This window comes from uncultured Dokdonia sp., from assembly GCF_947492535.1.
Lineage (GTDB): Bacteria > Bacteroidota > Bacteroidia > Flavobacteriales > Flavobacteriaceae > Dokdonia.
Genome location: NZ_CANLNH010000003.1, coordinates 110,537 through 134,829, shown reverse-complemented (window position 1 = coordinate 134,829; position 24,293 = coordinate 110,537). Strand labels below are relative to the sequence as shown.

General features: G+C 33.3%; 12 protein-coding genes. 10 read left to right on the top strand and 2 right to left on the bottom strand.

All coding sequences use genetic code 11. From position 1 onward, the window contains the following. Positions 1-98: 98 nt before the first annotated feature. Positions 99-1,391, top strand: coding sequence for a fumarylacetoacetase (fahA, locus tag Q1A60_RS05265; RefSeq protein WP_299765420.1), 1,293 nt, complete (start codon positions 99-101; stop codon positions 1,389-1,391). 585 nt (positions 1,392-1,976) lie between these two features. Here the strand turns inward: fahA and Q1A60_RS05260 are convergent. Both Q1A60_RS05260 and Q1A60_RS05255 read right to left on the bottom strand, forming a co-directional pair. Continuing rightward, positions 1,977-3,320, bottom strand: coding sequence for a HAMP domain-containing sensor histidine kinase (locus tag Q1A60_RS05260; protein ID WP_299767231.1), 1,344 nt, complete (start codon positions 3,318-3,320; stop codon positions 1,977-1,979). Then, complete coding sequence (locus tag Q1A60_RS05255; RefSeq protein ID WP_299767232.1) at positions 3,310-4,662, bottom strand: sigma-54 dependent transcriptional regulator; 1,353 nt, start codon at positions 4,660-4,662, stop codon at positions 3,310-3,312. Before Q1A60_RS05255 ends, Q1A60_RS05260 begins: the two co-directional genes overlap by 11 nt. A gap of 197 nt (positions 4,663-4,859) precedes the next feature. Here Q1A60_RS05255 and Q1A60_RS05250 point away from each other — a divergent pair, with 197 nt between their 5' ends. The 9 genes from Q1A60_RS05250 (at position 4,860) to Q1A60_RS05210 (ending at position 24,114) form a co-directional block, all read left to right on the top strand. Continuing rightward, positions 4,860-6,110, top strand: coding sequence for an efflux RND transporter periplasmic adaptor subunit (locus Q1A60_RS05250; RefSeq protein WP_299767233.1), 1,251 nt, complete (start codon positions 4,860-4,862; stop codon positions 6,108-6,110). A gap of 71 nt (positions 6,111-6,181) precedes the next feature. Further along, positions 6,182-6,859, top strand: coding sequence for an ABC transporter ATP-binding protein (locus Q1A60_RS05245; protein WP_299767234.1), 678 nt, complete (start codon positions 6,182-6,184; stop codon positions 6,857-6,859). Between the two features lie 112 nt (positions 6,860-6,971). After that, positions 6,972-9,407: an ABC transporter permease gene (locus Q1A60_RS05240; RefSeq protein WP_299767235.1), complete on the top strand. Its 2,436-nt coding sequence runs from the start codon at positions 6,972-6,974 to the stop codon at positions 9,405-9,407. 61 nt (positions 9,408-9,468) lie between these two features. Next, entirely contained in the window at positions 9,469-11,868 is a 2,400-nt protein-coding gene (locus Q1A60_RS05235) for an ABC transporter permease (RefSeq protein WP_299767236.1), read from the top strand. A gap of 25 nt (positions 11,869-11,893) precedes the next feature. Continuing rightward, entirely contained in the window at positions 11,894-14,308 is a 2,415-nt protein-coding gene (locus Q1A60_RS05230) for an ABC transporter permease (protein ID WP_299767237.1), read from the top strand. Between the two features lie 70 nt (positions 14,309-14,378). Further along, positions 14,379-16,787, top strand: a complete 2,409-nt coding sequence (locus Q1A60_RS05225; protein ID WP_363322571.1) for an FtsX-like permease family protein — start codon at positions 14,379-14,381, stop codon at positions 16,785-16,787. Positions 16,788-16,810: 23 nt separating this feature from the next. Further along, the gene (locus tag Q1A60_RS05220) at positions 16,811-19,219 is read left to right on the top strand and encodes an ABC transporter permease (RefSeq protein WP_299767239.1); all 2,409 of its coding nucleotides are present in this window, start codon (positions 16,811-16,813) and stop codon (positions 19,217-19,219) included. Positions 19,220-19,247: 28 nt separating this feature from the next. Beyond that, positions 19,248-21,647 carry an ABC transporter permease gene (locus Q1A60_RS05215; RefSeq protein WP_299767240.1) on the top strand — a complete coding sequence of 800 codons (2,400 nt, stop codon included), beginning with the start codon at positions 19,248-19,250 and terminating at the stop codon, positions 21,645-21,647. Positions 21,648-21,717: 70 nt separating this feature from the next. Continuing rightward, positions 21,718-24,114, top strand: a complete 2,397-nt coding sequence (locus Q1A60_RS05210; RefSeq protein WP_299767241.1) for an ABC transporter permease — start codon at positions 21,718-21,720, stop codon at positions 24,112-24,114. The last annotated feature ends 179 nt before the right edge of the window (positions 24,115-24,293 follow it).

The following is a 24,293-nucleotide window of genomic DNA, read 5'->3' as shown; positions in this document are numbered from 1 at the left end:
AAAAAGAGTTGTAAAAATAACATAAAGTCTTTATTGCAGTACTATAAAATCCTATATTTGGATAGCAAAATTTACTAACACCTTATTAAGAACCATATATGCCACTATCTGCTAACGACCCCACGAGAAAAACTTGGCTAAAAACGGCCAAGAACACTGATTTCCCTATTCAGAACATTCCCTTTGGTGTATTCCTTACCCGTGACGATGTAATTACCATCGGTACGCGTATAGGTGACTATGCCATTGATCTAGGCGCACTACACCAACTAGGTTATTTTGAAGGGATTCCTCTTACAGATGATATCTTTTTACAGGATACATTAAATGACTTTATAGCCGATGGTCGTAAGACATGGCGATTGGTACGTAATCGTATTTCTGAAATTTTTGAAGAAAATAATACCGCTTTACGCGAAAATGAAAAACACCGTGATACCGTTATTTTTGATATGAGTGAGGTGGAGATGCAACTTCCTGTACAAATAGGCGATTATACCGATTTTTATTCTAGTATCGAGCATGCAACCAATGTAGGAACGATGTTTAGAGGAGAAGAAAATGCACTGATGCCTAACTGGTTACACTTACCTGTAGCCTATCATGGTAGAAGTTCTTCTATTATTCCTTCAGGAATTCCTGTACACAGACCACAAGGACAAAAATTACCAAATGGCGCTACAGAGCCAATTTTTGGTCCTTCACGTTTGGTAGATTTTGAATTAGAAATGGCATTTATAACAACCGCAGCAAATCACTTAGGAGAATCTATCGATGTGAGTTGTGCCGAAGAACATATATTTGGATTGGTACTCTTTAATGACTGGAGTGCGCGTGATATTCAGAAATGGGAATATGTACCATTAGGCCCTTTCTTAGCAAAGAATTTTGCTTCGTCTATCTCTCCGTGGATCGTGACACTAGATGCCTTAGAACCCTTTAGAGTAGAGAGTCCAAAACCTAAAAAGGAACTCCTTCCCTATTTACAATATGAAGGAAAGAAGAGTTTTGATATCAAATTAGAAGTAGCACTACAACCTGAAGGTAAAAAGGAAACGATCGTAGCCAAATCAAACTTTAAGTACATGTACTGGAATATGAGTCAGCAGTTGGCACATCATACCGTAAATGGATGTCCTGTAAATGCAGGAGATATGATGGGTAGCGGAACGCTTTCTGGCCCTACGCCAGATTCCTATGGATCTATGTTAGAACTTTCTTGGCGTGGAGAACGTCCTGTACGTTTGGATGAAGGTGGTGATCGTAAGTTTATAGAAGATAATGATACGGTGATCATACGTGGACATTGTAAAACAAAAGATTCTCCTCGTATCGGTTTTGGTGAAGTTTCTACAAAACTATTACCAGTATTCCAACCGAAAACGAAGTAAGAATTAAAATAGCATATACCATTACCAAAACCGTAATTGGGTAGTTGTTCTCATAAAAGCGTAATTTTTTCAATACGTTTTTATGAGAACTTTCTGTTTTATAGCTAGACGTAAGCTACTTCATGTATTCCAACCGAAAACGAAGTAAGAATTAAAATAGTATATACCATTACCAAAACCGTAATTGGGTAGTTGTTCTCATAAAAGCGTAATTTTTTCAATACGTTTTTATGAGAACTTTCTGTTTTAAGGAACCTACAAAACTATTACCAGTATTCCAACCGAAAACGAAGTAAGAATTAAAATAGTATATACCATTACCAAAACTGTAATGATGGGTAGTTATCATAAAAAAAGAGTACATTTTTTTAGTACTCTTTTTTTATGATTTTCCGTTGCTCGAATACCGAAACACGTAATTTTTTGTGCGCTTTTTTAAGGACTTTCTGTTTTAAGAAACTTACAAAAGTTCTTTTAAACAAAAACTACACTTATAATTTTGAATATTGTTTTATACGCTTTCGCGAAAGCGTATACCACCAGATTATTATGGTATTAAGAATTTATAATATCTATAGTATTCCTTTAAAACACTAAACTAAACACCGAACCTTCGCCTTCAATACTTTTAACGATGATTTTTCCTTTATGAAGTAACATAATCTGTTTACATAAACTTAAACCAATACCACTACCCGTAGCTTTACTTGTAAAGAAAGGCACAAATACATTTTCTAAAATATCTTTTGGAATCCCAGCTCCATTATCAAATACTCTAATCACAATATCTCGGTTTGTATTTTGAGAGGCTTCCACTTTTATTTTTGCATTTTCAATTTCTTTACAGGCATCGACTGCGTTTAACAGAAGGTTAATTAAGACTTGCTCGATAAGATGTATGTCTATATCTAATTCTAATTTTGGTGTAGTTACATTGAATGTTACAGCTATATTTTTTGCTGTAATAGACGGCTCCATCAGAAGTTGAATGTTACTAAACAATTCTGAAATCCGAACTCTTTCAAGGTTTAGATGTGTCACTTTATTTAAACTACGATACGTTTTTGCAAATTGTAAAAGTCCTTCGCTTCGATTTTTAATCGTCTTAATACCGGAGTTAAGATCTTCTAATTCTAACTGTGTATTTTCAGGTTCCTTAAGTGCCATTTGTATATTTTGATGAAGCGTATCTGCCAACGAAGAAATGGGAGCAATACTATTCATGATTTCATGAGTCATGACACTTAGAAGTTTCTTCCAAGACTCTGATTCATTTTTATTTAATGTATCATCAATGTTTTGAATTACGACAAGTTTAAACGCGTCTTCTTCTACTTGAAAGACTGTATCAGAAATTAAAATCTTCAAGCTCTCATTACGTAATGCAATTGAGATAGAATCGGGTTCTCTATGATAGGTTTCAAAAATGGTAGTAAACAGTTCTGGTTTTCTACTTTCAACAAATCGAATATTCTTAAAAGAAGGTACATCTAAAATTTCACCAAAGGAATCATTGCTCCAAAGCACGTCTCCTGTTTCTATATTATACGCAATGATACCTATATCTACCATTTCCAAAATCTTCTGAAGATATACGTATTGTGCTTGGTTTTTGGAGTTTATTTCTTTTATAGTTCTATTGATTTCATTAAAACCTGTATACAAAAACCGAATATCTTTGGGGCCTCTATCTTCTGGAAACCATCTTGAAAAATCACGATACTTAGCAGCTTCAAAAAAGTCGTCCATTGCGACAAAACGTCTTTTTATAAAGCCATACGTATTTATAAACACATATAATAATAGGATACTCGCGATAATAGCATACGTATTGTTATTGACTTCTAGTGCATAGATCACACCTTGAATCAATCCCATACTAAGTGCAATTCTAAAAAAGAGTTTAAGGATGTAGCCTCTATAGTTCATACTTTTCTAATCGTCTATAGAGTGCTGCTCTTGTAATTCCTAGTTCCTTTGCAGATTTTGACACATTGCCTTTATGTTTTTCTAATACGGTAAGGATGGCATTTTTTTCGATATCATCAAGATTGAGGCTTGCAGTCTCAATAGTCTTTTTTGTAACAGATCGTTCTATAGATGAGAAAACGAGATCTTCAGGTTTTAAAACAGATCCATCAGTCATAATGACGGCACGCTCTAATACATATTGAAGTTCTCTTACATTTCCTGGAAAATCATGTTTTTTTAATTTAGAAATAAAGCCTGCATCAAATGTAAATGTGTTTTTATTATACTTTTCGGCGTATACTGATACAAAATGCCGTGAGAGTTCTGTTATATCGGTACCTCGATCTCGTAATGGAGGAACAATAATATCGACCGTATTTATTCTATAAATTAAATCTTTTCGAAACTTACTTTCATCTGCTAGTGTTTTTGGTTCAACATTAGTAGCGCATAGCAATCTGATATCTATGTTAACAGACTCATTAGAGCCTAAAGGAGTTATTTGTCTATTTTGTAATGCCGTTAGTAATCGCACTTGTTGTCCTAAGGTAATATTCCCTATTTCATCAAGAAAAAGGGTTCCGCCATTTGCTGCCTCAAAACGTCCTATTCTATCTTCTCTTGCATCTGTAAATGCTCCTTTTTTATATCCAAACAACTCACTTTCGAAAAGTGAAGATGTCAATGCACCAACGTCGACTTTAATAAAAGGTTTGTTTCTTCGATGAGAACTATCGTGAAGCGCTCTGGCTATTAAATCTTTTCCTGTACCATTCTCTCCAAGAATTAGCACATTTGCATCGGTAGGTGCTACTTTTTTAAGCTTCATAAAGACATCCTGCATAGCCTCACTTTCTCCAATGATTTCTACACTCAATGCATTTAAAGACGTAGACTTAGTACCATTAGATTTCTTTTTACTTAAAATAGTTGTAATAGTCTCTATAATCTTCTCGTTCTTCCAAGGTTTCATTAAAAAGTCTGATGCCCCTTCTTTGAGACCACGAATAGCTAAATCAATATCGGCATATGCAGTCATTAAAACTACCGATGTTTCTGGTTTTTGTTTTTTAATCTTATTTAGCCAAAATATACCTTCATTCCCTGTATTAACAAGTCCATTAAAATTCATATCCAGTATAATAACATCATAGTCTGCCTTTTCTATTTGAGATGTAATATTACTTGGATTTTTTTCTGTAACGATACTTTTTACTAATGGCTTAAGAAGGAGACGTAAAGCTGTAAGCACATCTGCATCGTCATCTATTGCTAATATTGAAGCGTTTTTTAATACCATCACTACAATATTACGATTTTATATCAGCTTGTAAAAACAAAAAAATAATCGTTTGCAAAAGTGTACACTTTCGGACATAAAGTGTATCAAAAACGGACACTTTTATTTTCATAAAAACACATAAATTACTGAAATACAATATTTTAAAGTTTTGGCATTATATTCACTAGATATAAAGTGCAACTAAAAAAATAAAAATGGACGTACCCATTCAAAAGAAAAAATTCTCTCAACAAAAACTCCTTACTATCGGAGGTGTTATAGCAATCATTGCCTTAATAGCTTATGTTATTTTTCAAACTTCTGGAGGTTCTAAACTCAATGTAGAAAAAGAACGTATATCTATTAGTACGATATCAAAAGATGTATTTCAAGAAAATATTCCTGTAAATGGTATTGTACTTCCTATCACAACGATTTATTTAGATGCATTAGAAGGTGGACGTGTAGAAGAAAAATTTGTTGAAGATGGTGCTATGCTTAAAAAGGGAGAACCTATCTTAAGATTATCAAATACAGATTTGGAGTTAAGTCTTATCAATCAAGAGACTTCAGTATACAATCTATTGACACAAATGCAAATTTCTCAAAATGCAGCACGTCAAAATACGATTAATAGACAAAATCAATTCACCGATGTGGAAAATAATCTTGTTGAAGCACAGCGTGTTTATGATCTTAATAAGCGTTTATATGAGAAAGGTGCTATTGGTCGCCAGGATTATGAGTCTTCTAAAAATAATTATGACTACCAACAGGAACGTATGAAGCTAGCAAAGCAAGTACTTTCTGAAGACTCGATTTCTTCAAAGCTTGAAATTAATCAAGCAAGAGATTCGTATGCGAGAACACAAAGCGCCTTAGAACTAATGCGTAAAAAAGTAGGCGATTTGGTAGTACGCGCACCAATAGATGGACAATTAACTTCATTAGATGCAGAGATTGGGCAATCTATAAACAAAGGGACTCGATTAGGACAAGTAGATGTCACTACTGGATATAAGGTAAGAGTAGATATTGATGAGCATTATATCTCAAGAATATATACTGGACAAACGGGAACATTTACGCTTAATGGAAAATTATATACGCTCACTATAAAAAAGGTTTTTACACAAGTAACTAATGGACGTTTTCAGGTAGATATGACCTTTGAAAACGAAGTTCCAGAAGGAATACGAAGAGGACAAAATCTACAGATTAGAGTAGCCTTGAGTGCTGAAAAACAAGCCGTACTTGTCCCTAAAGGTGGGTTCTTCCAAAAAACAGGTGGGAATTGGATTTTTAAAGTGAGTGAAAATGGAAATAGCGCCTACAAAATTGATATACGGTTAGGAAGTCAAAATACAGAATATTATGAAGTTGTCGAAGGTCTAAACCCTGGAGATAAAGTAATCACATCAAGTTACGATTCATATGGAGATATCGATGAATTGATTTTGAAGTAGTTCACAAATACGATCACATAGAAGTAATACTACAATATAGAAAACAACAATAGCTAATAAAACTAAATACAATGATACAGATTACAGATTTAGAAAAATTTTATAAAACAGAAGAGGTGCAAACCATTGCTTTAAACAAATTATCTTTTGAAGTGAAGCAAGGGGAATTTGTAGCCATCATGGGGCCTTCTGGCTGCGGTAAATCTACATTATTAAATATCATAGGCTTATTAGACGATCCAGATGGAGGTAGCTTTAAATTTAATAGTGAAGAAGTTTCAGGTTATAATGAGCGAAAACGTTCGGAATTGAGAAAACATAATATAGGCTTTGTTTTTCAGAGCTTTAATCTAATAGATGAGTTAACCGTTTTTGAAAACGTTGAGCTTCCTTTGATTTACACTGGCGTGAAACCAGCCGAGCGCAAAAAACGTGTAGAAGCTGTTTTAGAAAAAATGCAAATTATGCATCGTCGTAATCATTTTCCTCAGCAATTATCTGGAGGACAACAACAACGTGTCGCCGTAGCAAGAGCCGTTGTAAATAATCCAAAATTAATTTTGGCCGACGAGCCAACTGGAAACTTAGATAGTACAAACGGTAATGAAGTGATGGATTTACTTATAGATCTTAATGAAGCGGGTACCACTATTATCATGGTAACTCATAGTGAACATGACGCAAAATATAGCCATAGGATCATACGAATGCTAGATGGACAAAAAGTCACTGAAAATATTCTAGCATAATCATCAATCAATCAATAATACAGTCGTATTCATTTTTAGTATATAACTCATCAATCTATACTTGAATAGTAATGTTTCAACGAGTAAAAACGAACAGTAATTCTTTTCAATCATGCTTAAAAATTATTTCAAAATAGCGTTTAGAAACCTTCTTAAAAACAAAGGGTTCTCATTTATTAACATTTTTGGATTGAGCATAGGTGTAGCTGCCTGTATTTTAATTTCTATTTATATTTTTCACGAAAGTAATTATGATAAACACGTTGCAAATTCTGAAAACATATATAGACTAAACCGTGATTATATTGACGGAGAACGTGTTGATACGGGCATACATTTTTCAGCCAATACGGCACCTACACTCATAACAGATTTTGAAGAAGTAGAAAATGCAGGAAGACTCATGTCTAATGGTTTGTTTTGGGGGGCAGGAAGTAATGAGATTCGTTTTGATGGAGAAAACACCCAATACTATGAGGAAAATTTCACCTATGCTGATCAAGCTATCATTGATATTATGGATGTTCAAATGGTCTATGGGGAAAGAAAAACAGCGCTTTCAAAACCCAATACGATTGTTATTTCTGAAACTATAGCAGAAAAATACTTTAGAAATCAAAACCCTATTGGGCGCAGTATGTATTTAAATGGAAACAATGAAAGACCATTTAAAATTACTGGAGTTATGGAAGATTTTAAAAGTAATTCGCATTTAGATTATGACTTCTTTATAACATTAAAAGATGTCGAGTTTGGAGAAGGAGAACAAACACGATGGTTTCAAAACAATTATTTTACCTATGTGACTCTGAAATCGGGAGTAGATCTTATCGCTTTTGAAGCTAAGATGAATTCTATCTTGATGGAAAAATATATAAAACCATCGTATAAGTTAGCAGGATTTGCTGGATGGGAAAATGCAGAAGAAAAAGAGATTACAAACTTACAACCATTAACTGCTATTAACCTCTATTCAACACATGTAGATTATGAATCAAATTCTCGAAATGATATAAAGATTATTTGGATTTTTGGTATCGTAGCATTATTCATTCTCATTATTGCCAGTATTAATTTTGTAAACCTATCTACTGCAAAATCTACTAATCGTGCAAAAGAAGTAGGACTAAGAAAAGTAGTTGGTTCTTCACGTTCACAACTTATAAGTCAGTTTCTGGTAGAATCTATATTAATTTCATTAATAGCTTTTATTATAGGCATACTTTTATCTGCACTATTAATGCCTATTTTCAGAACAATGTCTGGTATAGATCTCGTAATGCCATGGTCAAATATTGGCTTCATACCTAGTGTTTTAGGAGTATCTATTATTGTTGGTATTCTTGCAGGTTTGTATCCATCTTTTTATCTCTCAAGCTTTAATCCTATAAATGTTCTTAAGGGAAAGCTTAGTTCAAAAAGTAAATCTGGCGGATTAAGAAGTAGCTTGGTGGTATTTCAATTTACAGTATCCATTATTTTAATAGTTGGGACACTCATTGTTAACCAACAAATGAATCATATTCTAACTTCAAAAATTGGTTTTGAAAAAGATCAGGTCGTTCAAATCTATAGTACCAATGCATTAAATGAACAGGTAGAAACATTCAAAGAAGAACTTAAGAAACTACCGGGAGTTAACAATGTTAGTATTAGTGATTATTTACCCATTAATGGAACAAAACGAAACGGGAATAGCTTTGTAAATGAAGGAAGGGATGGTCTAGATGAAACGATTCCTGGACAAGCGTGGGTTATTGATGAAGATTATATTGAAACTATGGGTATGACCTTAGTGAATGGGCGTAATTTCATGAAGGGTCGAACTTCAGATGAACAAGCCGTTATTATGAACCAAGCAATGGTAAAAGCGCTAAGATTAGAAGATCCTTTAGGAAAACGAGTATCAAGATACGGAGAGCTATGGGAGATTATTGGAGTTGTAGAAGATTTCAATTTTGACACCATGAAAACAACTGTGAGACCTCTTTGTTTTTTTAGCGGTATAAGCCCTTCTATTACTTCTGTTAAAATTAATACGAATGATGTTTCTTCAGTCTTAGCTTCTATGGAAAACAAATGGACAGAATTTGTTCCCAATATGGCTTTTCGCTACGAGTTTATGGACGCTTCCTTTGCAAAAATGTATGATAATGTAAGTAGAATAAAAACCATATTTACAGCCTTTGCCATCTTAGCCATATTAGTTGCTTGTCTAGGCTTACTTGCACTATCTGCTTATATGGTTGAACAACGCAATAAAGAAATGAGTGTTAGAAAAGTTTTAGGCGCCTCGATACAAACCATTTTTAAATTATTAACAAGAAAGTTTTTAAGTCTAATCTTGGTGGCCCTAGTTATCGCTATTCCTATAGCGTATTATTTAATGAATACATGGTTACAAGATTATGAATACAGAATCGAAATGTCTTGGACTGTATTTCTATCTGCAGGAATTATGGTTTTAATTATTGCACTAGCAACTATTAGTTATCATGCCATGAAATCAGCTTTAGTCAGTCCTGCAAAGGTATTACGATCAGAATAAGTCATCAATCAATACTAGCGTCTAGCAAACAATCAAAAACGAACAGTAATTCTTTTCAATCATGCTTAAAAATTATTTCAAAATAGCATTTAGAAACCTTCTTAAAAATAAGGTGTATTCTTTAATAAACATCTCTGGTTTGGCTATTGGTATGGCTGCCACTATACTCATTGGTCTTTGGATTGTTGACGAACTTAATTATAACAGTCATTTCAAAGATAAAGCGACCATAGCACAAGTTTTCCAACATGAATCTGCCAATAATATAGTAGATACGGGTCCTGCTATTCCAAGACCTTTAGAGTTTGCACTTCGTGAAGATCATGCAGATAATTTTAAGCATATTATTATGTCATCTTGGGAGCAACCGAGATATCTCAAGCATGGCGAAACCAACATTAATCGATTAGGGCATGCTATACAAGAAGGAGCTACCGAAATGTTGAATTTAGATGTTATTGAAGGTGTTAGAGATGGTTTAAAAGAAAAAAACTCTATTATGATTTCTAAGTCTACTTCAGCATCCCTATTTGGGTCTGAAACGGCTATAGGCAAAATCATTAAAGTAAATAACCAACATGATCTGGTGGTAACAGGAGTTTACAATGATATTCCTGAAAACAACTCATTTAGTGATGTAGATTATTTAATTCCTTGGAAACAGTATATCAGCTCTCAAGAATGGATTGAAAATGCTAAAGACTCTTGGGGAAATAACTCCTTTCAGATGTTTGTTCAGATTAATGAAAATACAAACATGGAAGCGGTAACGTCAAAAATTATAGATGTAAAAAAGAATGCATCTCCAGAGGAAGCTGAATTTAATCCTCAGCTATTTCTATTTCCAATGGAAGACTGGCATTTGCGAAGTGATTTTGAAAATGGTGTGCAATCTGGTGGACGTATAGAAAATGTATGGTTATTTGGGGTAATTGGTATCTTCATCTTATTACTAGCATGTATTAATTTTATAAACCTAAGTACTGCTCGTTCTGAAAAACGTGCTACAGAAGTAGGGATACGCAAATCTATAGGGTCACATCGAGGACAACTTATTTTTCAATTTCTAACAGAATCATTCTCAATTGTTCTTTTGGCTTTTGTCGTGGCTATTGGTATTGTTTTATTAAGTCTTAACGGGTTTAATAACCTTGCTAGTAAGGCTATTATATTTCCTTGGAGTAATGTTATGTTCTGGCTAGCTTCTCTCCTATTCATTTTAATAACTTCTGTTTTATCAGGAAGCTATCCTGCATTGTATTTATCATCTTTCAATCCAGTATCTGTATTAAAAGGCACCTTTAAAGCTGGGCGTTATTCTTCGTTACCTCGTAAGGTTTTAGTTGTAACACAATTCACAGTTTCTATTGCGCTTATTATTGGCACATTAGTGGTCATAAATCAAATTCAATTCAGTAAAGATAGACCTGTAGGGTATGATAGAAATGGGCTTATTCAAATTCCGGTAATGAGTGCTGAGTTTATTGGTAAGCATGAAACTATGCGTACTCAATTTGTTGCATCAGGGGGTGCAGTAAGTATGACGACCATGAGTGGTCCTACTACAGAAGTCTGGTCTAATAGAAGTGGGTATACTTGGGAAGGGAAACCCGTAGGATTTCAAGAAGACCTAGCTCATACTTCTGTAAATTATGATTTTGTAAAAACCTTAGGTTTAAAGCTCGTTGAAGGTAGAGGGTTTTCAAGGGACTTTCCAACAGATTCTAATGCTGTAATTCTCAATAGTACAGCAGTAAAATATATGGGAATCAAAGACCCTATTGGAAAATATATCAGAGATTCAGATGTAGAAGATCCATTTACACCATTAAAGATTATAGGAGTTATAGATGACATGATTGTTCAGTCTCCATATAGCCCTGTAAAACAATCCATGTATGTCTTTGAGAGATATGGAAATATTGCTTTTTATGGCTTACGATTAAATCCTGCTAAAAGCACAAGCGAAAACTTAGCATTGATAGAAAGTGTTTTTAAAAAGAATTTCCCTAATACACCTTTTGATTATCAATTTGTAGATGAAGAATTTGGCAAAAAGTTTAGAGCAGAAGAACGTATTGCTAGTCTAGCTAGGGTATTTACTTTACTAGCCATCTTTATTAGTTGTTTAGGTCTATTTGGATTAGCCTCTTTTGTTGCAGAACAACGTACCAAAGAAATTGGTGTTCGTAAAGTTTTGGGAGCCTCTATTAGTCAACTGTGGTTGTTATTATCCAAAGATTTTATAAAGCTTGTATTTATTTCGCTTTTAATCTCTTCTCCAATAGCATATTACATCATGGGACAGTGGCTGCAGAAATTTAGTTATCGAACCTCAGTCACTTGGGATGTAATTGCTATTGCTTGTTTTGGCGCCATGATCATTACTTTAATCACAGTAAGTTTCCAGGCAATTAAAGCGGCCACTTCAAACCCTGTGAAATCTCTAAGAACAGAATAAGCATTAATCAATAAAAAGAACAACCATGATTAATAACTATTTCAAAATAGCATTCCGTAATCTTTGGAAAAATAAAGTGTTTACATTCCTAAATGTTTTAGGACTTAGTGTTGCCTTTTGTGTTGCCACGTTACTATCTATAGCTTCTTTAAACAATTTGGCTGCAGATCAATTTCATACTAATAAAGACAATCTTTATCAAGTATATGCTACTGAGCAAACTTCTAAAGGTCCTGAAGAAATATCTTCTAGATCGACACCATTTGCACCTACATTAAAAGATGAAGTACCTGGAGTAAAGAAAATCACACGGCATTTAGAAGAAAACATAGTAGTTTCCTATGAAGACAAGGAACTACAACTTGATGTAAGTTATATAGATCCAGACTTTTTTGAAATGTTTTCTTTCCCAGTACTAAATGGGGAAAGTACATCACCTCTATCACAAAAATCATCGGTCGCTATAACGCAAGAAACAGCTAAACTCTTATTTGGAAATGAAGATGTTATTGGAAAAACAATTTTACTACAAGGGCAAGATGTAAAAGAACCATTTATCATAAGTGCAATTCTAAAAGATGTTCCAAAAGAAAGCTCAATGAGTTTTGATCTGTTAGTTTCTTATGAAAAGAATGCATATTACAAACAAACATTAGACGATTGGAGTAGCAGATTCCATAGTGTATACTTACAACTAGACGAAGGAGTAACGACACAACAATTTGAAGAACGTACGAGAGGGTTTGTAGCACAACACTATCAAGAAAATATAGAGAACGCTATCAGGGACGGCATTCAAAAAGATGCAAATGGACAATATTATCAATTACGTTTATTCCCATTCGTAGATTCGGTATTTACAAAGTTTAAAGGAGGAATTGCTGAAACTTCTCGAATAATGCCCTATCTAATTTTATGTATAGCAATACTTATTCTATTTATTGCCAGTGTCAACTTTATAAATATGAATGTAGCTAAAGGAGGGCAACGCTTACGCGAAATTGGAATGCGAAAAACCCTAGGTGCTACAAAATCCCAACTATTCATTCAGCTTTGGGTAGAAAGTATTTTTGTCTTCTCCATTTCTATTATTCTTGGATTATTATTGGGCTATGGACTTCTAAATGATTTTCAAACCCTATTCAGAACGAGTGGAACATTTAGAACCCTACTAAGCCCAGAAATTCTAAGCCTTTTTATCGCTTCAATCATTCTTATAACGATTATCGCTGGAGGCTACCCTGCCCTACTCCTTAGCAAATTAGGCACACTTAAAGCCTTAAAAGGAAAAATGGAAGCGAGAGACAACAGTCGTCTCAGAAATACATTAATCGTCATACAATTCAGCATTGCCATTTTACTCATTAGTGGTACACTCGTATTAAATAAACAAATTGATTTCTTACGACATAAAGACTTAGGATTTGATAAAAGCAACGTTATCTCCATTCCGTTAAATGGTAGTTTAGATAGTCATACTGCACTAAGCCGATTACGCAATGAATTACAAAGCGCACCAGAAATTCTAAGCATTACTGCTGCAGATAATAATCTAGGGTCAGGAAGAGATGGTAGCGGGTATATGAGTATCTCTAGATTTGATTATGAAGGAAGAAGTATAAAAACAAATAACCTCACTGTAGACTATGACTATATAAAAACCTTACATCTAGAATTAATCGCGGGTAGAAGTTTTGATAGACAATTTGCTACAGATAGCCTTGCCATGGTGATCAATGAAACGATGGCTAGAGAGTATGGAAAAGAAAACCCATTAGATATTGTTGTTTCTTTTGACGATAGCATTAGATATAACGTTATTGGTGTAGTAAAAGATTATAATTTCCAAGGAGTAAAACAAGAAGTTGAGCCTCTTACTTTTTATTTAGATCCCGCTGTAGATTATTATTACGCTTTCGCGAAAATAAACCCAGATAAAGCTGTAGCCGCATATGATAAAATAGAAAAAATTTGGAACGAAATAGAACCCGATGCCACCTTCTTAGGCTCGTTCTTAGATGAAAACATAGATAGAACTTTAAGAAGAGAAAAAGTACTTACCAAAATTATTACAAGTGGTTCAATAGTCGCTATTATATTGAGTTGCATCGGACTATTTGCCATTTCAATGATTGTTGTCAATCAACGAACAAAAGAAATTGGCGTTCGAAAAATAGTAGGCGCTAGCGTTCTTAGTTTAGTAAAACTATTATTAATTGACTTTTTAAAGCTTGTTATTTTAGCTTTTATAGTAGCAACCCCCATAGCTTGGTGGATGAGTTCAAAATGGCTCGAAGATTACTCATATAAAATCTCTCTCAACATAGGTCTATTTATAATTGCTGGAGTAATAGCCGTAGTTATAGCATTACTTACTATAGGATATAAAACAATGCATGCAGCATTACAAAACCCTGTAAAATCATTAAGAACAGAATAAGCATTAACTAATCAATCAAAATCAAATCATCATGATCAAAAATTATTTTAAAATAGCATGGAGAAACATTATGAAGCACAAAGTGTTTTCGCTGATTAATGTTATTGGTCTCACCATAGGTTTAAGTGCTTCATTTGTCATTGGTTTAATGATTTATTATGACTACACCTTTGACACCTTTCATAAAGACGGTGATCGTATATATAGAGTAGTTTCAGATTTTAAAAGTCCAGAAGGTCTAAGTCACAATTCAGGGGTTACTGTAGCAATGGAAGACGCTATAAAAGATAATTCTAATTTTGAAATAGTTAGTGGCTTTTATATTGATAGACCTGCTAAAGTTGAAAATAAAGAAGAAAGTATAGAAATTAAATGGCCTAAACATGTTATTTATACAGATCAAGATTATTTTGATATTTTTAAATATAAATTTTTAGCTGGTGATGAATTTAATGCACTCTCAAATCCTAATACTGTTGTATTAACAAAAGATAGAGCTAGTGATTACTTTCCAACATTAACACCAAGTGCTATAGTTGGTAAAACTTTAGTTTATAATGATTCTTTAAATATTACAGTAACTGCAATCGTTGAAAACTTCAAAGAACGTACAGATTTTATTTTTGAAGAATTTATATCATCCCCAACAGCTTTAAATACAAGAATTAGAGGAGAGTTTCTAAATAAAAACTGGAACTCTACCTCAGATGTATCTCAATTATTTGTAAAAGTAAGCACCGCTGCAAATTTTGATAAAATAAAACAAGAGTTTGACGTTTTAGCAGAAAAACATCTTGATGAGTGGTCACGTGCACACAATCAATCAAGACAATTTAGTCTTCAACCTATAAGTGATATTCACTTCAATGAAGACTATGGTATTTACGATTGGAGTAAAGGACAAGCAAGTAAATCCTTATTAACAAATTTAGGACTAGTCGCTTTATTTTTACTCTTATTAGGTTGTATTAATTTCATAAACTTAAACACTGCTCAAGCAACACAACGTGCCAAAGAAATTGGTATTCGTAAAACCTTAGGTAGTTCAAGAAAACAATTGATTGGACAATTTATGGGAGAAACATTGCTGCTTGTTTTGATAGCTGCAATATTATCACTTTTACTTTCAAAATGGTTGATTAATGTATTTTCAGATTTTGTGCCAGAAGGTATAGATTTCGAATTATTTAAGTCTCCGTTCATACTTCTAAATATTGTTTTATTACTTATAATAGTTACTTTTCTTTCTGGATTTTATCCTGCATTGGTATTATCAAAATTTAATCCCGTTTCCGTATTAAAAAATAATTTAGTAAGTGGAGAAAAGAAAGTGGGGCTCCGTAAATTTCTAACAATTTTTCAATTTTCGATAGCACAGGTTTTTATCATAGCGACATTATTAGTTGGTAAACAAATTAATTATTTATTAAATAAAGATATGGGGTTTAAAACAGATGCTATAGTTTCTGTTTATAGTCCAAGAGCAGAACGACAACTTGAGAAAAAAGAACGTTACATCCAAAAACTTAAAGCTATACCAGAAATAAAACAACTTAGTTTAGGAGGAGCACCACCTGCATCATTCTCTACCAATACATCAACAACAACATATAATAATGGCGAAACTAAAGTACAAGTAGAGATGCAATTTATTTTTGGGGACATTAATTATTTTGATCTTTTTGAATTAGAACTTTTAGCTGGACGAATACAGAGAAATGATACCATTAGAGAGTTAGTCATTAACGATGCCGCAAGAAAGGTGTATGGTTTTAAAAACCCAGAAGATGCAATAGGTAAAACCATAGATTTAGATGAAGAAAAGATCGAAATTATTGGCGTTATGGCAGATTTCCACCAGCGTTCATTAAAGGAAACTATAAATCCTATGGCATTAAGGGGGGACTGGTATCGAGAACGATTTAGTCAATTTCAATCCATACATATTGCTTTCCAAAACACAAATGAAGCAGATTTAAAAACCACACTATCCAAAATTGAAGCTGCATATGGTGAGATATATTCAGAAATAGGAGATTATCGTATCAACTTTTTAGACCAGACTATTGCCAAATTTTATAATAGAGAACAAAAAATTTCAAAGTTATTGAATTGGGCTACAGGCCTATCTATTTTAATCAGTTGTTTAGGACTTTTAGGATTAGTTATCTATACAACCAACCGTCGTGTCAAAGAAATTGGGGTTCGAAAAGTTCTAGGGGCCTCAATATTTCAAATTAACATACTGTTATGCAAAGAGTTTTTAGTGCTAATAGCTATAGCATTTGCTGTTGCTTCTCCCATAGCCTGGTATGGTATTCATAATTGGCTTCAAGATTTTGCGTATAAGACCTCCATTAGTTTTTGGGTATTCCTAATAAGTGGTTTAGCAATGATCATCTTTGCTTTATTAGTTATAAGTGCTAAAACATTACAAGCGGCCAATACCAATCCTGTAAAATCATTGAGGTCTGAGTAATCACAATCAAAAAGTAAACGATCATGATTAAAAATTATTTAAAAATAGCGTGGAGAAATATATTTAAGCACAAGTTAAGCGCTGCAATAAATATTTTTGGATTAACTATTGGGATAAGTTCATGTTTAATTTTGTTATTGTTTATTAGTTACGAATCTAGTTTTGATAAAAACCATTCAAAAGCTGAGTTAACTTATAAGATAGTTCAACATAAAGAGTTTCCTGAAGAAACCTTTTATTTCAATACGACACCTTACCCTTTAGCGGAAGCTTTAAGAAATGATTTATCAGAATTAAATACAGTAACACAAATCGTCGGATTAACAACTCAAACTTTTAGTGTTGAAAACAGTTCAGGTTCTAAATCATTATTTAAAGCCTCTAATGTTCTTTTTGTAGATTCTTTTTATCCTAAAGTTTTTGATGATATTAGTTGGCTAGCAGGTAATAAATCTAATGCTTTTAGTGATAGTAATTCTGTTATTCTTACTGAAGATATTGCAAAAACATATTTCAATATTGAAGCACAGAATTATGCATCTATTATTGATAGCGTTATAATACTAAATAACAAAGAACCGCTTTTAGTAAAGGGAGTTGTTAAAAACCCACCTGGGAATAGTAATTATCAATTTGGAGTTTTAATTCCTTATACACTATTTAAAAAGAATAATGAACGATATGCAAATGATTGGTCTGGTAATCATCAAGGTACTACGTTTGTAGTTTTAAATAATAAAAATCAAAAAGCAGAAGTAGAATCAAAAATAGCACTTTGGAAAAAAAAATATCTAAAACCCAAAGACGATAAACGTACAAGTTATAAGCTTCAACCATTACATGAAGTACATACAAACACATTATATGGAAGTAGTCCTGGTGGTTACGTTATGCCAGTAAAGATTATTACTATTATAGCTATTGTTGCTTTTTTTATTTTGCTGATAGCCATTATAAATTTTATAAACCTTGTAACTGCACAATCAACTTTGCGATCAAAAGAAATCGGTGTATTAAAAGTATTAGGAAGTAGTAGACTAGGTTTAATTTTTAGATTCATCATAGAAAATAGCTTACTCATTTTTATAGCTTTAGGTCTCTCAATAGCAATAGTACACCTATCCCTAGATAAATTGAATGGAGCCTTATCTATAATCCATTTAGACTTAAAATTAAGTTGGAATCATATTTACTTAGTTTTAGGAATTAGTTTTGTAACGATTCTGTTAGCTACAATATACCCTGCAATAGTATTATCTTCATTTAATCCAATAAAAGCACTTAAAAATAAAGTAAAAACAAAAAATCATAAAGGACTAACAGTCAGGAAGTCATTAATTGTTTTTCAATTTGTCATTGTACAAGTTTTTGTAGTTGCTGTTGTCGTTATAACGCTACAAATGCGATTCTTTAAAACGAAAGATGTAGGGTTTTCTAAAGATACTGTTGTTATTACATCAGCACCTGAATTTAGTAAAATAGAGGTGTTTAAAAATGCTCTTTTGGCTAATAATAATGTAACTGAAGTATCCTTTGGCTCTGGGCCGCCTATGGGAATAAATGGTTTATCTCTAGGTACATCTTTTCGTTTATCTAACGCTATTAATGATGAAGGCATTAATTCTGAAATGAAAATAGGAGATGCTAATTATCTTGAGTTTTACGATTTAGAATTATTAGCAGGCAAAAACTTTACTTCGACAAAGGATAAATTTGACCAATTTATAGTAAATGAAACATTACTTAAATCATATAATTGGACTCCTGAAGAGGCTATAGGAAAAAAACTTACAATAAATGAAGGAGAAGCTACAATCGTTGGTGTTGTAAAAGATTATCATAATAATGCATTACAATATGAAATTACACCTTCTATAATAGTCAACTGGAATATATTACAAAATAGTGCTTTTATAAAAATAAAAGAAGCTAATGCGTCTACAATGACTTCTATAGAATCTACATGGAAAGATAGTTTTAAATCTTATGTATATGAGTATGACTTTTTAGATGAAGCCATTGCTAAGGAATATGTAGTAGAGCGTCTTATTTTTAATGGGTTTTCTATACTATCGATTTTAGCTATAAGTCTAGGATGTTTAGGCCTTTTAGGATTAATGACATTTATTCTGGCTACTAAATCTAAAGAAATCGCCATTCGTAAAGTCCTTGGTTCTAGTGTAACACAAATTGCTTCTCTTCTATCAAAAGAGTTTTTGTTATTAATAATAATTGCTTTTTTGATAGCAGCACCATTAGGATATTATATGATGGATTTATGGCTTCAAGATTTTACGTATAAAATTAAATTATCTGTTAGTATGTTTTTGTTTAGTGGCTTGTTTACTCTTGTCATTGCATTAGCAACCTGTAGCTTTCAATCTATAAAAATAGCTTTAACGAATCCAATTAAATCATTGAGGTCAGAATAAGTATTAATCAATCAGAAATCAAATCGTTATGTTCAAGAACAATCTAAAAATAGCTTGGAGAAGCCTTAAGAAAAATAAGGTATACTCATTTATCAATATTGTTGGTCTCGCACTAGGGCTTGCTGTAACAATGATTATTGGTCTATGGATAGCTGATGAGTTTGATTACGATAATCACTTTGAAAACAAAGATCGCATCGCTCGCATCATGCAACACCAAACAGTTAATGGTGAAGTACACTCTAATGAAACCATTCCTCTTGCGCTAGAGTTTCAATTGCGAGATCAATTTGGAGATGCCTTTACACATATCGTAATGTCGTCTCGTAATAACGGACGCTTTCTTTCGGTAGATAATGAAGTGATTTCTAGTAGAGGTCGCTTTATGCAAGCAGATGCTCCAGATCTTTTAAGTCTAGAAATGATAGAAGGAACCCGTAATGGATTAAAAAAAACAAACTCCATTTTACTTTCTGAGTCTACAGCAAAAACAATGTTTGGTGATCAAAGTCCCATAGGTAAATCGGTGGTGTCAAATAATGAACACACCATGGAAGTAACAGGAGTTTACAAAGATATCCCTAGCAATAATAGTTTTTCAAACCTACAATTCATAATGCCATTCAAACACTGGATGAACACGAGATGGGGCTGGTTAGAAAATCAAGATACAAACTGGGATTATAATTCTTTTGACCTCTTTGTAGCGTTATCAGAAAACGTCGATCTCGCAACTGTAAATGCTCGTATTGAAAATGTAAAAAAAGATAATGATCCACGAGGTGATAAGTTTGACCCACGATTGTTTGTATTTCCAATGACAGATTGGTACTTATATTCTCAATTTGAAAATGGGGTGCAAACTGGAGGTCGTATTGATAACGTTTGGTTGTTTGGCCTTATTGGTCTTTTTGTACTCATCCTTGCAAGCATAAATTTTATGAATTTGAGTACTGCCCGATCTGAAAAACGAGCACTCGAAGTAGGCATAAGAAAATCTATAGGTTCAACACGCGGACAACTCATTCATCAGTTTTTAAGTGAGTCATTTCTGGTTGTCCTACTAGCATATGTGATTTCTATTGGGCTGGTTTTACTTTCCATTAACTCTTTTAATACATTAGCAGGAAAAGAAGTTGTTTTTCCTTGGATTAGCCCAGTATTCTGGGGAATTTCAATAGTCTTTATTATACTCACAGCATTAGTCTCTGGAAGTTATCCAGCCTTGTTTTTATCATCGTTCAAACCTATTAAAGTACTCAAGGGAACTTTTAAGATGGGGAAAAATGCTTCGCTTCCGCGAAAAGTGTTAGTCGTGACTCAATTTACAGTATCTATTGCATTGATCATCGGAACACTCATTGTAAAAAATCAAATAGATTACAGTAAGAATAGACCAGTAGGTTTTGATAGTACACAACTTGTTCAAATACCAACATCCAGCCATGAATTTCAAAATAAATATGAAGTAATGCGCAATCAGTTTATAAACTCAGGTGCTGTTACTGAAATGGCTTGGGGAAGCAGTCCTTCTACACGTATATGGAATTATTCATCAGGGTTTGAATGGGACGGAAAACCTCTAGGTTTTAACGAGAGCCTTGCACAAATGGGGGTTTCTTATGATTATATTGATGCCCTAGATATGAAAATTATTGAGGGGCGTTCTTTTTCTAGAGAGTTTACGACAGATTCTACTGCTGTTATTCTCAACAAAACTGCGGTAGCCTATATGGGAATTCAAAATCCCGTTGGGAAATATATTCGAGATGCAGAGCCTGGACCTAACAGTGTGCCTATGCAAATTGTAGGGGTCGTAGAAGACGTGATTAATGAATCGGCTTACGAGCCAGTATCTCCTCAAATGTATATGTTCGGTAGCGGCTATGGCGGGTTCTATTATTTAAGACTCGACCCAGATAAAGCAACTAGTGAAAGTCTTGCCACTATCGAAAACATATATAAAGCTAATTTCCCTAACCTTCCATTCAACTACGACTTTGTAGATGAGGAATATGCTCAAAACTATATTGCCGAAGAACGTATTGCAAGTCTTTCTAGTATATTTACATTACTCGCTATTCTCATAAGCTGTTTAGGGTTATTTGGACTCACATCTTTTGTTGCAGAACAGCGCACTAAAGAAATAGGAGTGCGTAAAGTATTAGGGGCAACAGTTACCAACCTCTGGATGCTGCTTTCAAAAGATTTTATCATTCTTGTCACCATCGCGTTACTGCTAGCAGCACCACTCGCCTACTATTTTATGAGTGACTGGATTGAGAAGTTCTCTTATCGCACAGACATTTCGATACGAGTATTCTTGATTGCTGGATTCGGCGCCATTATAATTACAATGATAACCGTAAGTTTTCAAGCTATTAAAGCAGCCATAGCAAATCCTATTAATTCACTACGGTCAGAATAAAATGAATCAGTAACACTTCAAATAATGAATAATACGCTTTCGCGAAAGCGTATACATAAAACTAAGAAACATGATTAAAAACTATTTCAAAATAGCGTTTAGAAACTTTTGGAGAAATAAGCTTACTAGTTTTATCAATTTGGTGGGACTTTCCTTAGGTTTAGCCGCCTGTATTTTGATTACTATGTATGTTTTTCATGAGAAAACCTATGATCAATTTCATACAGATGCAGACCGTATTTTCAAAGTAACAGCAAAATTTAAAATAGGTAATGATAACATTGGTATGTCTAGACTTAGTGCTGTTGTTGGACCTCAATTAAGAGAAAAAGCACCAAATATTGATGATTCCTTTCGTTATTATACAAGTAGTGACCCTATAACAATTAGAACAAGTAAAACTAGCAGTGAAATCTTTTATGAAAAGAATTTTCTTGCAGCAGATGCCAACCTATTTTCTTTTTTCTCTTTCGACTTAGTAAAGGGAAATCCATCTGATGTTTTAAAAGCTCCTTTCTCTGTTGTACTGACTAGTGAAACTGCCAAAAAATACTTTGGAAATGTAGATCCTATCGGAAAACAAATCATCATAAAACAAGATAGCACCTATCAATTTACGGTGACGGGAATAATGAAAGATTTTCCTACCAATTCCTCTATTGATACCGATTTAGTCCTGTCTATGTCAAGCCTCTCTTCTATGAATAAAACCAAAGATCTTATAGAGGAAACTCTATTTCAAGGAGGAAGTTTTGTCACATTTTTAAAATTAAACACACTCGCTCAGAAAAAAGATATCGAAGCTACTGCGCTACAATTAGACAGGTCTAGTTTTGAAGAATCTACAAATACATACTTTCTAGAACCTTTTACAGAATCTTATGCTATAAATGCAAATACGGGACGATTTGATTACTTACAAGTTTTTCCTATAGTAGCTTTATTAATTCTATTTTTAGCTCTTACAAATTATATAAGTTTAACAACTGCAAAAGCAAGTACACGTTCTAAAGAAGTAGGGGTGCGTAAAATAAGCGGTGCCAATCGGAAAAGCCTCGCTATGCAATTTTATATCGAATCTGCCATTTTTGTAACCATATCATTTCTAATAGGATTTAGTATTAGTTTTTTAATCAAACCCTATTTTCTACAACTGTTAGAAATAGAGATTGATAATGCATTTTTCTTAAATCTTAAGTTTATCATAGCAGTCACTATATTGTTTGTATTTGCAGTATTGGTGTCGGGTATTTATCCTGCAATGGTATTATCTTCATTTAATCCTATCGAGAATTTTAGAAACACGCTCATAAAAAATTCTGGAAGCGGGTCCATACGAAAAGTGTTTACTACACTTCAATTTTCTATTGCAGTATTACTAATTATTTGTGGGGTTGTCATGAGTACTCAATTGGACTTTATGAAGAGTAAAGACACAGGCTTGGATAGATCTAATCTTATCATTATTCCTATTGAAAAAACCATACAAACCAATACCACCGCATTACGAAATAATATGGAGAATATTGCAGGTGTACAAGGGACATCATTAACTCAATATGCCATTTATGATCCCTATACTATCTTTTTTGTCAATGCTCCTGATGTAGACAAATCTTTTCAATTGATCACATTTAATGTAGATGATAATTTCATTAACACATTAGGGGTGTCCTGGTACCTAGAACCTAAAGAACGTAAACCACTCGTCAATAATGGAAAGGTCATTATCAATGAAAAAACCATTTCAGAAATGGGATTACGTCCAGATCCAAGGGGGCAAAAATTGGGTGTTGGAAATCAATTATTAGAAATTGCAGGCGTTGTAAAAGATTTCAATTATACATCTCTAGAAAGCCCTATTCAACCTCTTGCGTTTTTTGTAAATGACAAAGCCACTTCTAATTTGTATCCAGAAACCTTAGGAAGTGCTAAAATCTATGTAAAATATAAAGAAGGTACTTCCGTCCCAAATCTTATTAATCAACTGGAAACTACCTACAAAACATTTGATACCACAACTCCTTTTTCTTATGAGTTTATGGATGATACGTTTGATGCACTTTATAAGTCAGAAGAGCAACTATCATTGATCATTTATGTCTTTATTGTATTAGCATTAATTATTGCCGGTTTGGGTCTATTTGGGTTGGTCACTTTTGCATCAGAACAACGTATAAAGGAGATAGGTATTCGAAAAGTACTAGGAGCCTCTATTTCTGAAATCGTACTCTTACTGTCTAGAGATTTTATGAAACTCGTGGTGTTAGCTATCATTATAGCAATTCCAATAGCTTGGTATTTTGCAGATAGTTGGCTTAATTATTTTACCTATAGAACCAATATGCCTTGGCTTTCTTTTGCCATTTCAGGGTTTGTAGTTGTACTTATTGCCTTAACTACCGTAAGTTTTCAAGCGATTAAAGCGGCTATTGCAAACCCTATTAATTCGTTGCGATCAGAATAAATTTATTTTTTACAAAGAGAACCTTTTTTAAGTGTTCGATTTTGAACAAGAAGTGTATCAAAATCGAACACTTTTATAGTTAAGGATATTTTTAAACAATTAAATTACAGATGATTACATGTTTGGCACAATCTTCACTTTATAGTTGTCAAGTTCATCAATCAAAAAACGAGTAGCCA

Coding starts and splice junctions, on each gene's coding strand:
- Q1A60_RS05245 (WP_299767234.1), top strand. CDS start 6,182: ATGATACAGATTACAGATTTAGAAAAATTTTATAAAACAGAAGAGGTG.
- Q1A60_RS05230 (WP_299767237.1), top strand. CDS start 11,894: ATGATTAATAACTATTTCAAAATAGCATTCCGTAATCTTTGGAAAAAT.
- Q1A60_RS05220 (WP_299767239.1), top strand. CDS start 16,811: ATGATTAAAAATTATTTAAAAATAGCGTGGAGAAATATATTTAAGCAC.
- Q1A60_RS05250 (WP_299767233.1), top strand. CDS start 4,860: ATGGACGTACCCATTCAAAAGAAAAAATTCTCTCAACAAAAACTCCTT.
- fahA (WP_299765420.1), top strand. CDS start 99: ATGCCACTATCTGCTAACGACCCCACGAGAAAAACTTGGCTAAAAACG.
- Q1A60_RS05255 (WP_299767232.1), bottom strand. CDS start 4,662: ATGGTATTAAAAAACGCTTCAATATTAGCAATAGATGACGATGCAGAT.
- Q1A60_RS05235 (WP_299767236.1), top strand. CDS start 9,469: ATGCTTAAAAATTATTTCAAAATAGCATTTAGAAACCTTCTTAAAAAT.
- Q1A60_RS05210 (WP_299767241.1), top strand. CDS start 21,718: ATGATTAAAAACTATTTCAAAATAGCGTTTAGAAACTTTTGGAGAAAT.
- Q1A60_RS05225 (WP_363322571.1), top strand. CDS start 14,379: ATGAAGCACAAAGTGTTTTCGCTGATTAATGTTATTGGTCTCACCATA.
- Q1A60_RS05240 (WP_299767235.1), top strand. CDS start 6,972: ATGCTTAAAAATTATTTCAAAATAGCGTTTAGAAACCTTCTTAAAAAC.
- Q1A60_RS05260 (WP_299767231.1), bottom strand. CDS start 3,320: ATGAACTATAGAGGCTACATCCTTAAACTCTTTTTTAGAATTGCACTT.
- Q1A60_RS05215 (WP_299767240.1), top strand. CDS start 19,248: ATGTTCAAGAACAATCTAAAAATAGCTTGGAGAAGCCTTAAGAAAAAT.